Raw genomic sequence first — 15,017 nt, 5'->3', positions numbered from 1 at the left:
GAGCCTCACGGCCCGGACCGGCGTTTTTGTTCCTAGTCTCATTCCTAGTCTCATTCGGGTTCTGAGCGCTGCTCCATCGGGGCTTCGATCTCGGGCCAGAGCAGCCCGCCGACCTGCAGGGCCACGGCGTCGCGGATGGGTGCGACGACGTGGGCCTATCGCTGGGCCATGGCGGGGTTCGACCAGGCCATGATGCTCATCATCGTGGGCTGGCTGACGCCCAGCATCAGGGGAAGCGTCGCTGCAGTGTGCCGTGCATCGTGGAGGCGGCCGTCACGGATCCCGGCTTGCTTGAGGAGGGCCTTCCAATGCGACCAGTCAGTGCGGGGGCTGATCGGGTCGCCCGTCTCGGTCGTGAAGACCCAGCCGCCCTCGTGCCACAGGTTGCCGGCGTGCTCGTGCTCCTGCTGCTGGACGCGCTTGTGGTGCTGCAGGAGGGTGACGAGTTGGGGCGGGAGCCCGACCTGGCGGTTGCCAGCGCGGGACTTGGTGGTGTCGGTCTCGGGATTGGTCCGGATGCGTCTGGGGCAATAGCCGGGGTACTTCTGATCGCACACGCCTCCACAGCCATGGGCATACTTCGGGCGCAGCAACGAGCGCCGAGCGATCAGAACCCCGCTGGTGAGGTCGATGTCCGTCCACTTGAGTCCGAGAGCCTCCCCCTGACGGAGCCCGAGGGCAAGAGCGAAGACCCAGCGGACTCCGTTGCGGGACTGGGCTGCCGCCAGGAAGAGCCGGCGGATCTCGTCGACGGTGAAGGGCTCGATCTCGGGCGGGACGACTCGGGGTGCACGGGCGATGGAAGCGGGGTTGCGCGCGATGTGGCCGCGACGGACCGCCTCGTTGAGGGCAGTGCGGATGGTGCGGTGCACCTGATGGACCGTCGCAGGTTTCGTCTCGCTTCCGAATTTGGTGGGCTGGCTGAGCATCCGCCGATAGAGCGACTCCAGGTGCTCGGGCTCGAGTCGGTCGAGCCGGTGCGGGCCGATCCCCGGGATGAGGTGCTTGTGGACGGCGACGTTGTACGCGGACAGGGTCGTGGCCTTCACGTGGCCGGTGACGATCTTGTCGAGCCAGTGCGTCAGCCAGGTCGCGACGGTCCAGCGAGCCCCCGCCTCTGGCACGGTGCGCTCATCGCGCGACTTCTCCAGCTTGCGGACCTTGGCGGTGATTGTCGCTTTGGACTTGCCCATGACATGGCGGCGGTCCGGCTTCCCGTCGTCGCGGATGCCGACGGTGACGCGACCGTGCCAGTAGCCGTCCTTGCCCAAGTAGATCGACGACCTGCCACTGGGCTGCCGCGTACGGCGCATCTGGGCCATCAGGCGCTCCGCGAGTCGTCCTTGGTCTCTACCCCGTGTGCGAGCCGGCGCAGCCTCGTCACGAAGTCATCGAGCGCGTCACACGGGATGCGACGCAGCCGCCCAATCGCGATCGACTCGATCTCCCCGCTCTTGACGAGCGCCTAGACGAGTGTGCGTCCTACGCCCAGCCTTTCGGCGGCCTCCTCGACCGTGAGCACAACCCGGTCCGGCTGAACTGTCATGGCTCCTCCTGAATCCTGACGATCACTCCTGAGGTTCACGACATCGTGGGGGCACGGAAGGCAAGGCCCAGCCGACGGCGAGCCGATCTCTCGCGGCAGCCAAACGTAGGCCCACTGGGCACCCGTCGCTGCCTGCACCTGGCGCAACACGGCTGCTCCGATCGCGGCTGCGACAGACAACTCGCTCGGCTGCAGAACGTCGTTCGCTTACGTTTGGCACTGCTGGTCTCGCGCATCGGATGCGCCGTGGGCCCGTGCAGAGGCTCTCGATGCTTCAGTGGTTGGGATGGGCGCGGATGATCCGCGCGGCATCTGCTCGGTCCGTCGCGGCGAGCTTCAGCAGGATCGCGCTGACGTAGTTGGCGACGGTCTTGGTCGACAGGCCGAGGCGTGCGGCGATCGCGGGGTTGGCCAGGCCTCGTGCCAGCAGGTCGGCGACGACGAGTTCGCGCGCGGTGAGCCCGCCAGGCAGCGCCGCCTGCTCGGCCCCTGATCGAGCGGCGAACGTGGGTCGCTCGACGCCGCGACCGATCCACAACGCGCCGGCGCTCGCGGCCTCCACGGCAGCGATGAGGTGCTCGGGCTCGGCGTGCTTGCCGAGGTAGCCGGCTGCCCCGGCGTGCATGGCCCGAGCCACCGAGGCCTCGTCGGAGAACAGGGTCACGACGACGACGGCGACGTCAGGGTGCTCGGCCGTGATCCGGGCCGTCGCCTCAAAGCCGTCTCCGTCGGGCATCGACAGGTCCATGAGCACGACCTGCGGCTTGACCTGCGCGACGACCTCGAGCGCCTCGAGCCCGCCGCGGGCCTGCCCGACGACCTCGTGGCCCGATGCCGTCAGCAGCCCCACGAGGCCTCGGCGGAAGACGGGGTGGTCGTCGACGACGACGACGGTGGTCATGACGCCTCCACTGGGAGGTCGACGAGCAGATGGCACCCGTGCGCGGCCCTGTCATAGCGGGCGGTGCCGCCGACCTCGTCGGTGCGTTCGGTGATCGACAGCATCCCGATCCCGGCGCGCACGTCGGCGGGTAGGCCCGGGCCTGCGTCGCTCACTCGGAGCTTGAGGTGCCCGTCGCGCAGCCGCAGCCGGATGTCGATCGGTGCGGCGCCGTGCTTGCGGGCGTTGGTCACGGCCTCTTGGATGATGCGCAGGGCGGCCAGGTCGACCGAAGCCGGGAGGTCGAGGTCCTCGGGCGCGTCGATGCGGACGTCGGGCCCGCCGATGCGGTCATGCAGGGCGGAGACGAGGCCGTGGTCATCGAGCACCGGCGGCCGCAGGCCGTAGGCCAGCTCACGGGACTGGTCGACGGCCATCCGCAGCTCCCGGTGCAGCTGGGAGGCATCAGGGTCGCCGATCCGGGTGGCCAGGGCGGCAGCACTCAGCGCGATGCCGGACAGCGTCGGGCCGAGGTCGTCGTGCAGTTCGCGGCGGATCCGGCGGCGTTCCTCCTCGCGGGCAGCAACCGTGCGGGCGCGGGACTCGCGCAGGGCCACGACGGTGCGCGCCGCGTCGAGCGCGGGGGCGGCTTGGGCGAGCAGCCTGTCGACGACTCGCCGATCGCGGCGGGTCAGGGTGCTCTCGCCGCGCCGGGGCGGCAGCTCGAGGACCGCCAGCACCTCGCCGCGGTAGTCGACCGCGAACCGTTCGGACTCGGATGCCGAGGGCGCCTCCGGTCCCAGCCCGACGGGCTCGAACCACGAGCCGCTGATGCGCCCGCGGTCCAGGAAGAGGGAGCCGGTGAACGCCTGCAGGACCGTGCCCGGGGTGTCGTGCTGGCCGGGGAGCGTGTTCAGCGCCGACAACATTCGCGTGACGGCGCGTTCCGGGTCCGGCCGGCCCCGGTAGAGGAGCCAGTCTCCGACGTGGCGCATGCCGAGCGCCAACGGTGCCGCGATGGCGGCGACGACGACGAGACGCACCCACGTGGGCGCCGGGAGGGCGAGCATGACCACCGTCAGCGCGGCAACGGTCCCCAAGGAGACCACCGTCGCCCGCAGGAACTCGTCGACATCCAGTGCTCGCGGGGCGAGCACTCCCACGGCAACCGCGACGAGCAGGGGGAGCACTGCCAGCTGGGCGGCGACCACCGAGCCGGTCGACCCGTCGCCGATGGACCCGTACGCGGCCTGGGTGGCGGCGAACGACGCCGTCGTCAGCAGGGTGCCGAGGATGACCCAGCGCACCGCCGCCCGTTCCTCCGTGGAGGACCGGCGCCGGTAGCGGTGGACCTGGGCCAGAAGCAGGAGCAGCTGGCCGTTGACGACCAGCGCCCACCACGGGCTCTCGCTCCATGCTCCCCCCGTGGCGAGGTCACCGACCGCCGCAACGGCCAGGGCGCCCACCGGCAGCCACAGCCACCTCGGGGTCATCACGCCGTCGGGGTAGACGCCGACGAGGAGCGGGAAGGCCGTGAACCACAGGGCGGCTGCACCCGGCACGACGATGGCGGCGTACAGGAGCAGGCACGCCAGCACGACGAGCCACCGGCGGCCGCGCTGTACCCGGCGCAGAGACCCGAGCAGGAGCACGGCCAAGACGAGCACGACCACGGTGACCGCGATCTCACTCGTCCTCACCAACCCGTCGTGGGTCATGGGCCGATGATGACATCGGCGGGCGCGCTCATCACCGCTTTCGCGACGTCACGAGCAGGGCAATGCCGAGGACCAGCGAACTGAGGACGGCGACGATGAGTGGCCACGGCGCCGCGAAGGGGACAGCTGCCTGGTAGAGCGGGATCGCGGCGAAGACACCGAACACCACGCTCAGTGGACGGCCGATGAGGCCCGAGCGACGCCCGGTCGTGGCGAGCAGGGCGTTCCAGCCGACCGAACCGATACCCACCACGAGCAGACCCGCCGTGACAGCGAGGTAGGACGCCTGGAGCGACGCGGCCTGGATCTCACTGTCCGCGGAGACGTCAGCCAAGCCGGCACCCACGGAGGTGTACATGCTCAGCCCGTGCCCGGCGACCCAGAACCACGCGGTGGCACCCACGAGTGCCATGGCCAACCCCACACTGCTGAGGATGCCTTCCGCGGCACCGGTGAGGCGCATCGCGCGCCACACGGCGAGGACCATGACGAGTGAGGCCGCGCCGATGGCCGAGAACACGACGGCCTCGAAGCCGCCGACCCACGAGTTGGCCTCGAGGGCCGCCATGTCAGGGGTGTCGTCGGCCCCGCTGCTCGCGAGCAGGCCCACGAGGAGCGGCTGGCACAGCCAAAGGGCGAACACGGCGACGCCGGCCCACCCAGCCATCCGGGTCAGATCCCTGACCTCATCCGGGGCCTTCGCCGCGGGCGTGCTCGGGTGGGTGGAGAAGTCGTCGTGCGGCTCGGCGTTGCCGAGCAGGTCTGCGGTGCTCATCGGAGCATCCCCTTTCGTCGGAAGCGATGGCTCCAGACTCCAGGGGAGTGTTCCCGGGAGTGAAGTGACACCGGATCACGACCTCCCGGCGGGATCGTGCCCTCAGCTCTGCGCGGCCCTGATCAAGCCCCGCCGCTTCGCATGTCGCCGCGACTGGGACCAGTTCCGGGGATCCAGGTCCGGCTTTGGAGGTCTCTCGGCTCCAACGCCGGACGCACGATGACCTTCTCTGCACTCCGCACCGTGGACGTTCCGATGGAGATTCTGACCAGAATCATCGAAACGGTGACGCAACAGCTGGCCCCAGCGAACAAGCAGCGGCTCCGTGTCACAACAGCGCGGCACTATGTCCGGAAAGGCGCCACACCCGCGGTAGCCCCATCTGGGAAGGGTGGCTGTTCTGGCGAGCAAAGGACCACATCGTGGGAGACACTGAGTTGAGGCGCGGGACCAGACGCCCTGCCCGCTCGGCCCACAACATTCACAGTGGCATCCCAGGGTTGCCGTCGCCGTCGCGTGCCCCGCGAAGATCGTGTCCTCCTCATAGCGCGACATCGAGCCGCGCGGGAGGTCGGACCGATGAGCGGTACCAGCGGCGAACTCGACGTGCAGATTCCGAGCCGCGAGGACCTCGAGTCCCTGTCGCTCCAGCTGGCAATCGATTGCCATGAGAACCTCTTGGACGACATCACCGCGCCGTACGTCAAGGGGCGTCGGGACGCCCATCTGCTCACGGCCGCGGTAGCGGCTGGGCATGAGGACCTGGAGCTCACTCACGCGGTGACAGCTCTTCGACAGGCATTCCAGGACGGGCACCCCGACGTGAACTCCTTGCGCGGCATCCTCCACCGAACGTCAAAGCGAGTCCCCACCCCGGCTACACCGCTGGAGTGGGTCGGGCCCAAGGCGTTCAATGCACGACACGGCGACCGAGGCCTCGATGAAGACCTCGGCATGCGCTGGGGGCCCAAGCACGACCTCCGCATCTCCTTCAAGCGCCAGCCCGGAGCCGATCAAGGACTGCTCTACGCGTACGACAAAACGTGGGACACCTACGCCGTCATAGCCGTCACGACCAGCCGCACGTTGGCCCAGCAAACCTTCCGTCGCGCGCTCGAGACGAACCCGGACATGACGGCCGATGACTTCGCCCGCCACCACGAGACGCTTCGAACGGCTGCACGGACACGCAACATGGCGCGAACGGTGTCGCTGTGAGCACCGCCGGCACCATCGACGTCGCTGCCGTACGTGCGCGGCACCGCATCGAGGACGTCGTCGCCGCGTCCGGAGTCGAACTCCGCCGCACCGGCATATCCCTCATGGGTTGCTGCCCCCTCCACGAGGACCACACCGCGTCCCTGTCCGTCGGCGGCATCCCCGACCGCTTCCACTGCTTCGGCTGCGGCGCCTCCGGCGACGTCATCGAGTTCGTCGCCCGCCTGCGCAACCTCACCTTCCGCGACGCCGTCGCCTATCTCGACAACGACCACGACCTTGGTATGCCGTCCGCCCACCGGCGGCGTGTCCCCCACCTCCCGCAGCCGCCCAGCATCGACGTCGCGCCCGAGCGAGCGTGGGAGATCAACGAATTCGCGTGGCAGCGTTGGACCCGGCCGGTCAACCACGAGTTCGCACTCTCCTGGCCGCGGCCGCCGGCTACCGCCCCTAACACCCAGTCGAGATAGACCGACACGCGGTGCAGCTCGAGCTGGCACCGCGTGTCGGTCTATCTCGACCAGGCAAGGGTCCGGCATACGCGCCCGGGCAGGGAACAGCCCGCGGGCCTGTCGCCGAATCCGCGAAGATCCGATGCAACAAGTGCAGGGGACGACCTGCACGACCCGCGGGCTGCGGTGAGCTGCTTGGGATTGCGCCGGGAGGCGCGACCTCGAGCAGTCGAGGTGCGCTAGCGCGCAGTCACCTCACGCGTCCAATGAGAAATCACTTCTTGGACCACCTCCCTTCCGTGTCCTTCGACGCTATGCCTCGACCCGCCGGGGGCGCAACGGGTTATCGGGAGGCGAGCGGACGGCATACGCCAGAAGTGACCGGAGGGAACGTGAAGGGTCCGGAGGGCACATAAGCCTCCGGACCCTTCACGTTCCCTCATGGGGAGCAAAAGTTGGGGCGGGGCGGGCGCGGCGAGCCTCACCAGGTGACGTCGTGGCAGCCCGTGTGCGACTCGGGTTCGACCTGGAGCGTGGCGTGCTCGACCCCGAACGTCGTGCGCATCACCGCTCGCGCCGCATCGAGCACCTCGTGCGGGTCGGCACCCTCATCCGTCATGAGGTGCGCCGTCGCCACATTCATCCCGGACGTCAACGTCCACACGTGCAGGTCGTGGATGTCGCGCACGCCGGGCACCGCACCGAGTTCGGCGGCGACCTTCTCGGGGTCCATCCCCGCCGGCGCGTGCTGCCCGAGGACGGCCAACACCTCGCGCCCCAGCATCACCGCCCGCACCGCCACGAACGCCGCGATCGCGAGCGCAATCACGGTGTCCCACACCGCATTTCCCGTTGCGGACACGAGGAGCCCAGCCGCGATGACGCCGACCGAGCCGAGGGTGTCGGCGACCACTTCGAGGTACGCGCCCTTGACGTTGAGCGACTCCGCCGCCCCACCGCGCAGCAGCAGCAGCGCGACGATGTTGATGACGAGTCCGATGACACCGACGACGAGCATCGGCCCGGTCGCGACCGATGCCGGCTCACCGATGCGTCCGATCGCCTCGATGCCGATGTATGCCGCGACGCCGAGCATGAGGAGTACGGCCAGTCCCGAGGCGAAGACTTCCGCGCGGAACGACCCGTACGTGCGGCGGCCGGTCGAGTCCGAACGCCCGGCGATCCGGGTCGCGACAAGCGCCGCACCCAGGGCGACGACATCGGCAGCCATGTGGCCGGCGTCGGACAGCAGGGCGAGCGACCCCGAGGTCAGCCCGGCGATGAGTTCGACGACGAAGAATCCCGCAATGAGTGCGAACGCGACCTGCAGGCGCCAGCGGTGCGTCGCGCCGGCATGCCCGTGGCTGTGTCCGTGGCCGCCGCTCATGACCACCACGTTAGGCGACCGACTCGGGCGGGAAGCCTCAGGCGTCCACCGACGCCGACGTCGACCCAGCCCTCGCCGCCCGTCGGCGCCACAGCCACGCGCCGACCCCGACGACCACCACGAGGCCGAAGAGCACGACCCCTGCCGTGCCGAACCAGTTGACGACCTGCTCGTAGGACTTGCCCGCGGCGTACCCCGCCAGCACGGACACGATCGACCAGGACCCGGCACCCAGCAGGTCCCAGCCGAGGAACTTGGCATACGGCATACCCGAGATCCCCGCGAGCGCCGGCATGACAGAACGGATGAACGGGGTCCACCGACCGAGGAAGATCGCCAACCCACCACGCAACCGCAGCCGCGCCTCGGCGTCCGCGAGATATTTGCGGCGCGCCGGGTTCGTCACCCGACGGTGAAGCCGCGGACCCACCCGGCGCCCCACGGCATACCCGATGTTGTCGCCGATGATCGCGGCGAGGGTGACGACCACGAGAGCCCAGCCGAGGGACGTGCTCCCGAGCGCCGCAGCGGCCCCGGCGAGGACGGCGACCGTCTCGCCGGGTAGCACCATCCCCACGAACACCGCGCACTCACCCAGGACGATCACGGCCGCGACCGAGAGGATGACCCACGGGTCCTGGTCGAGCAGGCGCTCGAGGAACTCGATCACCGGCGGTCCTCGAAGAAGTCGAGCAATACCCGCGATGCCTCGTCCTCGAGGACTCCCCCGATGACCTCGATGCGGTGCGTCGCCCGGCGGTCGCGCACGACGTCCCACACCGAACCGGTCGCACCGAGCTTCGGGTCCCACGCGCCGAGGACGATGCGCCCGATTCGCGCGAGCATCGCGGCGCCCGCGCACATGGGGCAGGGTTCGAGGGTCACGACGAGGGTGCAGTCCTCGAGGCGCCACGATCCCGTATGCCGGGCAGCCGCCCTGAGTGCCACGACCTCCGCGTGGGCCGTGGGGTCGCCTTCAACCTCGCGCAGGTTCCAGCCCTCGCCGAGGACGACACCGTCCGGGTCGAGGACGACCGCCCCGACGGGCACGTCACCGTTCTCGGCGGCCACTGAGGCGAGGGCGAGAGCGCGACGCATGGGGACGGCATACTCCTCGCGCAGCGCCGCCGTCGGTGCCGTCGGCGCACCGGAAGGAGCGCCGATCGGGAGACCGGACGGGGGTCCGGGGGGCGGGGTCACACGCTAAGTTTCACCCATGCGCGTTCATGTTGCCGACCACCCGCTCATCGCCCACAAGCTGACCTACCTGCGGGACAAGCGGACCGACTCACCGACGTTCCGCCGGTTGGCCGAAGAACTCATGACCCTGCTGGCCTACGAGGCGACGCGTGAGGTGCGGGTCGAGCCGTTCGAGATCGAGACGCCGGTGTCGCCGACGACGGGCATCAAGCTGTCCAACCCCAAGCCGCTCATCGTGCCGATCCTGCGTGCGGGTCTGGGCATGCTCGAGGGCATGGTGCGGCTCCTGCCGAGCGCCGAGGTCGGCTTCCTCGGGATGCAGCGCAACGAGGAGACGCTCGAGGCGATCACCTATGCGAACCGCCTGCCCGACGACCTCTCCGGCCGACAGGTCTATGTCCTCGACCCGATGCTCGCGACCGGTGGGTCGATGATCGACGCCATCAAGTTCCTGCTCGAGCGCGGCGCCGACGACATCACCGCCGTGACCCTGCTCGCGGCACCCGAGGGCATCGCGGCCATGGAGTCGGCGCTGGCCGACGCGGGTGTGCCGGTGTCGCTCGTGACCGGGTCGATCGACGAGAAGCTCAACGAGCACGGCTACATCGTGCCCGGGCTGGGTGACGCGGGCGACCGTCTCTACGGCGTCGTCTGACTCTGGCGTCTGCACACACCTACCGACACGCCGGGCGCGCCTCACGAGTCACACCAGTCACATCCGCCATCATGAGTGACGCAGTGTGAGTTCGAGCGTGCCCACGCAGGACCTGACCCCGAGAGAAAGACGACGTCAATGCCCCCGGTCAAGAAGATCGTCATGTGGCTGGTCGTCATCTTCCTGCTCTACGCCATCTTCACGTCGCCAGACAGCGCCGCCGACATCTTCGGCAGCGCCTGGGACGTCGTGGCCAACGGTGTGCGCAACATCGGCAGGTTCTTTGACTCCCTGATCTCCCGGAGCTGACCCATGGCGGCCGGGCGCCTCGACCGCGAACTCCAGCGCTACCTCGTGCCCGGAGAGCGCGTCGTCACGGTCGTCCGCCAGCACTGGCTCTCGCAGCTGCGCCCCATCGCCATCTTCGTCGGCCTGCTCTTCCTCGCGACCTTCGTCGAGGCCGAAGCCCCCCGCAACCGTTCCGGCGCGATGCTCGCGAACTTCTTCTGGTATGCCGTCATCGCCGGTGCGCTGTACCTCCTGTGGCGCTGGCTCAACTGGCGTCACGACTGGTTCGTCGCGACCGACAAGCGCTTCCTCCTCTTCTACGGCTTCATCCGCCGCAAGGTCGCGATGATGCCGCTCATGAAGGTCACCGACATGACCTTCGACCGCTCGATCATGGGGCGCATGTTCGGCTACGGCACCTTCCTCCTCGAGTCCGCCGGCCAGGAGCAGGCGCTCTCGCACATCGAATACGTCCCCAAGGCCGACAAGCACTACCACGCCATCTGCACCGTTCTCTTCGGCTCCGAGGACGCCGCCCGCGATCCCGAGGACGAGTGGGGCGACGGCGACGACTTCGACGACGACGGTGACGACGACGGACGCGGCGGGCCCTCGGCCGGGCCCCACGACGGCTGGGACGGGGCCATCCGCGACGAGTGGGACGACCCCCACGGCTGGCGCGACTACCTGGGGCGAGACGGCCGCGGATCGGGACAGGCCGGCATACGCAATCCGGTTCGGGACCGACACGATGTCTCACCACCGCACGAAACTCTTTACCGAAGCTCCGATCTGCTGCACGCTTCTCGATTGGAGGACACGGGTGAAATCCCCGTCATCAGGCCTCGCAACCAGCGGCGGCCCGGACGAAAGGGAATGCGATGAGCTTCATGCGTACCAAGTCCATCGAGCAGACCATCCGTGAGGGTGACGAGCCCGAGTACCAGCTCAAGAAACGGTTGTCCGCCCTCGACCTCACGGTCTTCGGCGTGGGCGTCGTCATCGGTGCCGGCATCTTCACCGTGGCCGGTCGCGCCGCCCACACCCTCGCCGGGCCCGCGATCCTGCTGTCCTTCATCGTCGCCGCGCTCTGCTGTGGGTTGGCGGCCCTCTGCTACGCCGAGTTCGCGTCCGCGATCCCCGTGTCGGGGTCGGCCTACACCTTCTCCTACGCCTCGCTCGGTGAGCTCGTCGCGTGGATCATCGGCTGGGACCTCCTGCTCGAGCTGATGCTCGGTGCCGCGGTCGTCGCCCAGGGCTGGTCGGCCTACCTCGGAGTCCTGCTCGACCGGCTGGGCGTCACGATCCCGGAGTCGATCGCCTATGGGTCGTCGTTCGACCTGCCGGCGTTCGTGCTGGTGGCGGTGCTGACCCTGCTCGTGTCGATCGGCATCCAAGAGTCGATGCGGGTCAACATGGCGCTCGTCGCGCTCAAGGTCTTCATCGTCCTGTTCGTCATCGTCGCCGGCATTGGGTTCATCGACACCGCGAACTACAGCCCGTTCATCCCCGAGGCCGTGGCCCAGGAGGGCGAGTCGTCGACGCTGACCGCGCCCCTCATCCAGACGCTGTTCGGGCTGACGCCGACGGCGTTCGGCATCGGCGGCATCCTCGCCGGCGCCTCGCTCGTGTTCTTCGCCTACATCGGCTTCGACGTGGTCGCGACGACCGCCGAGGAGGCCAAGAACCCGGCGAAGGACCTGCCCAAGGGCATCATCGGCTCGCTCGTGATCTGCACGATCCTCTACTGCGCCGTGGCCCTCGTCATGACCGGCATGGTGCGCTACGACCAGTTGTCGTCGGAGGCGTCGCTGGCCAAGGTGTTCGAGGACGTGGGCAAACCGTTCTACGCGACGCTGATCTCGGCGGGTGCCGTGGCCGGTCTCACCACGGTGGTCATGACGCTGCTCATCGGTTCGTCGCGTGTCGTGTTCGCCATGTCCCGCGACTGGCTGCTCCCGGCCAGCCTCGGCAAGACGAACCCACGCACCGGCACACCCGTCAAGATCACCGTCGGCATCGGCCTCATCGTCGCGCTCGTCGCGGCCCTCACGCCGATCGGCAAGCTCGAATACATGATCAACATCGGCACGCTGACGGCGTTCTTCCTCGTGTCGCTGGCCGTGCCGGTGCTGCGCAAGCGCCGGCCCGACTTCAACCGGCCGTTCAGGGTGCCGTTCTCGCCGTGGCTGCCCTGGCTGTCGGCGGCGATCTGCGCGTACCTCATGCTCACCCTGCCGCTGGAGACGTGGATCCGCTTCGCCATCTGGATGGCGCTCGGGTTCGCGATCTACTTCATGTACGGCTACCGCAAGTCGCGGCTGTCGGGGAACCCGCAGGAGGGCGAAGTCCCGAGCATGACCTCCACCTGATCGGTTCCGGGGTCGCCGCCCCAACATTTGCTCCCCATGAGGGAACGTGAAGGGTCCGGAGGGTTAGGTTCCCTCCGGACCCTTCACGTTCCCTCCGGTCAGGTGCTCTGGTATGCCGGCCGCTCGTCTCCGTGCCTCGACACCGTGCGCGGACCGCCCACCGTCACCTACACTTCCGCTCGGCCGCCACTCGGGTGGCCCGTCACGCGAATGGCACCTCATGAAGTTCTCCCGGGCCCTGGCGCTTCTTCCCGCCGCCCTCCTCCTTCCCCTGCTTGGGACCGCCAGCACGGCCCAGGCACTCCCCGCTTCGGCGGCGCCTTCCGCAGCGACGGCGACAGCAGCGACGACGACAGCGACGACACCTGCGACGGTGGCGTCGGCACCCGTGGTCACCACCGGCGCGGCGGCGGTCGCCCCCTACTCGGCCGTCGTGCTGCGCGATCTGGATGGGGTGGGCTTCTACAGTGCGCCCCACGCCCCGGCCGAGGCGTGGGAAGCTCCGGCAACCACGATCACGCTGACCGAACCCACCGCGGGCTCACTCGTGATCAAGGCTGGCACGTCGACCCTCGTGGCACGTCTGACGACCGGTGACGGAACACCCCTCTCGGTCGGGGCCCTCCCCTTGCGCCCCACCGAGACCCTCACTGCCGGCACCGTCAACCTCCACGTCTCCGACGACGCCACCCGCAACAACGACTTCGCGTCGGGAACCGTCACCGTTCGCGAGCTCGTGCGCGACACGGCCGGTGTGATCACGGCGTTCGCCGCCGACGTCGAGGGCTCGGCCGCAGATCATGACTCGTGGTCGAAGGGCCCCCGGACGATGCAGCTGCGCTACCGCAGCGCTCTCGGCTACACAGCGCTGCGCAGCAGCGCTTCCGCCTACATGGGCTCCTCGTCGCTCGGCATCCCCACCTCGCCCTTGACCCTCACCATGACCGTCCTGGGGACGCAGCCGATCCGCTTCGGTGCGGCGTACGCCGACATCGATCCCTCGCCGGCCGTGGACCCGGGCCCGTTCGAGGTCGCGTCGGACGGTTGCAACGGCCGACAGCTCGCGCCGGGACAGTCCTGCTCCGTCTCCGTTCGTGCCTTGCCGGAGTCCACCGAGCAGATCGACGGACACTTCGTCATCCCCGACAACACCACCTCCAGCCGGACCTCCATCCGGACCGCATCCATGGGCACGGTGGACCGGACCGGCCGCTATCAACAGGTGAACCCCACCCGCCTCTACGACAGTCGCAGCGCGCGCGCCTTTTCGGCGGGCGAGACGCGCCGCATCAAGGTCGCCGGCCGGGCCGGGGTGCCCAACAGTTACGGATTCTCGGTCGCGCTCAGCGTCACGGCCGTCTCTCCCTCGGCGGACGGCTACCTCACCGTCTTCCACCAATTGCGCCCCGACTCCTCCAACGTGAACTTCCGCAAGGCCACGACCCGGGCGAACCTGGCGACCTCGATCGTGTGGGAGGACGGAACCGTTGCGGTGTACTCGAGCGCCGCGACCCATGTGCTCGTCGATGTCGTCGGCTACTTCGACCCACCCACCACTGACGGTTCGCAGCTCGAGCCCATCGAGCCCAGCCGCGTGCTCGACACGCGCTACGACCCCGCTGGTGCCTTCGCGCCCGGTGAGATCGCCGACGTGGCACTGGACTTCGGCCCCGACACGAACCCAGCCGTGACCGGCGTCGTCGTCAACCTCACGGCCGTGGCGCCAAAGGGTTCGGGCTATCTGACGGCGTGGACGGGTGACACCGCTCCCCCCACCGTGTCGTCCCTCAACTTCACCCCCGGCTCGACCGTGCCGGTGCTCGCGTTCGTGCCGACCAGCCACCTGGATGACGGGTCGGTCGTCTTCTCCCTCAAGAACGGCTCCGCCGGCGCCACGCACGTCCTCGCTGACGTCGTCGGCTACTTCGACGACACGGCCGTGGAGGGGGTGCGGTTCTTCCCCACGGGCGGCGAACGACTCCTCGACACCCGTATCGGCAAGGGTTTGGCAGGACCGTTCGGCGCCCGCCAGACGCGTGACGTCAAGATCGGGAGCGTTTGGTACAAGCACGCGGACACGGTGGGTGCCCTGCTCAACGTGGCTGCCGTCAGGCCCACGACGTCCACCTACCTGACCGTCTGGGACCGCCTTCCGGGCGAGGCGCCGCCGAACGTCAGCAACCTCAACCCGCGGGCGGGGGACCTCGTGGCCAACGCCGCGCTGACGTTCCTCACCCCCACCGACACGTTCGGCATCTTCAACAGCAACGGCTCGACGCACGTACTGGCCGACGTCCTCGGGGTATGGGATCTCTATCCGGGCAGCCGGGGGGTCAGCGGAGCCAGCTCGCCCACCGCGGCGCGTGCGGACGTCACGCTGAAGCCGTCGGTCTCCCGGGACTGAGCGCGCGCCCCAACATTTGCTCCCCATGAGGGAACCTGAAGGGTCCGGAGGGATATGTGCCCTCCGGACCCTTCACGTTCCCTCCGGTCAGGTGCTCCGGTATGCCGTCCGCTCGCCTTCCG

14 protein-coding genes are annotated in these 15,017 nt (G+C 69.0%); 7 read left to right on the top strand and 7 right to left on the bottom strand.

Annotation, left to right across the window (positions count from 1 at the left end):
• Window positions 1-155: 155 nt before the first annotated feature.
• The 4 genes from N803_RS12055 to N803_RS12040 form a co-directional block, all read right to left on the bottom strand.
• Complete coding sequence (locus N803_RS12055) at window positions 156-1,322, bottom strand: tyrosine-type recombinase/integrase (RefSeq protein WP_211253511.1); 1,167 nt, start codon at window positions 1,320-1,322, stop codon at window positions 156-158.
• A 498-nt stretch (window positions 1,323-1,820) separates the two neighbouring features.
• A complete protein-coding gene (locus N803_RS12050; RefSeq protein ID WP_035905526.1) occupies window positions 1,821-2,447 on the bottom strand; it encodes a response regulator transcription factor in 627 nt (208 codons plus the stop codon).
• Window positions 2,444-4,144, bottom strand: a complete 1,701-nt coding sequence (locus tag N803_RS12045) for a sensor histidine kinase (RefSeq protein ID WP_035905523.1) — start codon at window positions 4,142-4,144, stop codon at window positions 2,444-2,446. Before N803_RS12045 ends, N803_RS12050 begins: the two co-directional genes overlap by 4 nt.
• Before the next feature lie 31 nt (window positions 4,145-4,175).
• Window positions 4,176-4,919, bottom strand: coding sequence for a hypothetical protein (locus N803_RS12040; RefSeq protein ID WP_035905521.1), 744 nt, complete (start codon window positions 4,917-4,919; stop codon window positions 4,176-4,178).
• A gap of 579 nt (window positions 4,920-5,498) precedes the next feature.
• On the opposite strand from N803_RS12040, the gene N803_RS12035 reads away from it, so the two are divergent.
• The gene (locus N803_RS12035) at window positions 5,499-6,137 is read left to right on the top strand and encodes a hypothetical protein (protein ID WP_035905519.1); all 639 of its coding nucleotides are present in this window, start codon (window positions 5,499-5,501) and stop codon (window positions 6,135-6,137) included.
• Window positions 6,134-6,607, top strand: a complete 474-nt coding sequence (locus tag N803_RS12030; protein WP_035905516.1) for a CHC2 zinc finger domain-containing protein — start codon at window positions 6,134-6,136, stop codon at window positions 6,605-6,607. The genes N803_RS12035 and N803_RS12030 overlap by 4 nt, the downstream gene beginning before the upstream one ends.
• A 463-nt stretch (window positions 6,608-7,070) precedes the next feature.
• Here N803_RS12030 and N803_RS12025 read toward each other — a convergent pair whose 3' ends face one another.
• Genes N803_RS12025 through tadA form a run of 3 tightly spaced genes read right to left on the bottom strand, consistent with a single transcriptional unit; the run spans window position 7,071 to window position 9,074 of the window.
• Window positions 7,071-7,976 carry a cation diffusion facilitator family transporter gene (locus tag N803_RS12025; RefSeq protein WP_035905514.1) on the bottom strand — a complete coding sequence of 302 codons (906 nt, stop codon included), beginning with the start codon at window positions 7,974-7,976 and terminating at the stop codon, window positions 7,071-7,073.
• A gap of 37 nt (window positions 7,977-8,013) precedes the next feature.
• Window positions 8,014-8,646: a DedA family protein gene (locus N803_RS12020; protein ID WP_052112216.1), complete on the bottom strand. Its 633-nt coding sequence runs from the start codon at window positions 8,644-8,646 to the stop codon at window positions 8,014-8,016.
• Complete coding sequence (gene tadA, locus N803_RS12015) at window positions 8,643-9,074, bottom strand: tRNA adenosine(34) deaminase TadA (RefSeq protein WP_035905722.1); 432 nt, start codon at window positions 9,072-9,074, stop codon at window positions 8,643-8,645. Before tadA ends, N803_RS12020 begins: the two co-directional genes overlap by 4 nt.
• 118 nt (window positions 9,075-9,192) lie before the next feature.
• Between tadA and upp the strand changes: the two genes are divergently transcribed.
• From upp to N803_RS11995, 5 genes are all read left to right on the top strand, one after another.
• Window positions 9,193-9,831 (top strand): uracil phosphoribosyltransferase, encoded by a 639-nt coding sequence (gene upp, locus N803_RS12010; RefSeq protein ID WP_035905511.1) that lies wholly within the window; start codon window positions 9,193-9,195, stop codon window positions 9,829-9,831.
• A gap of 138 nt (window positions 9,832-9,969) precedes the next feature.
• Entirely contained in the window at window positions 9,970-10,140 is a 171-nt protein-coding gene (locus N803_RS18570; protein ID WP_169743087.1) for a hypothetical protein, read from the top strand.
• 3 nt (window positions 10,141-10,143) lie between these two features.
• Window positions 10,144-11,004: a PH domain-containing protein gene (locus N803_RS17590; RefSeq protein ID WP_052112215.1), complete on the top strand. Its 861-nt coding sequence runs from the start codon at window positions 10,144-10,146 to the stop codon at window positions 11,002-11,004.
• On the top strand, window positions 11,001-12,491 hold the full coding sequence (locus N803_RS12000; protein WP_035905508.1) for an amino acid permease: 1,491 nt from the start codon (window positions 11,001-11,003) through the stop codon (window positions 12,489-12,491). The genes N803_RS17590 and N803_RS12000 overlap by 4 nt, the downstream gene beginning before the upstream one ends.
• Window positions 12,492-12,711: 220 nt before the next feature.
• A complete protein-coding gene (locus N803_RS11995; protein ID WP_035905506.1) occupies window positions 12,712-14,895 on the top strand; it encodes a hypothetical protein in 2,184 nt (727 codons plus the stop codon).
• Window positions 14,896-15,017 lie beyond the last annotated feature (122 nt).

It is taken from the genome of Knoellia subterranea KCTC 19937 (assembly GCF_000768685.1).
Lineage (GTDB): Bacteria > Actinomycetota > Actinomycetes > Actinomycetales > Dermatophilaceae > Knoellia > Knoellia subterranea.
The sequence above is the reverse complement of the archived record's forward strand: the minus strand, read 5'-3'. Positions and strand labels throughout refer to the sequence as shown.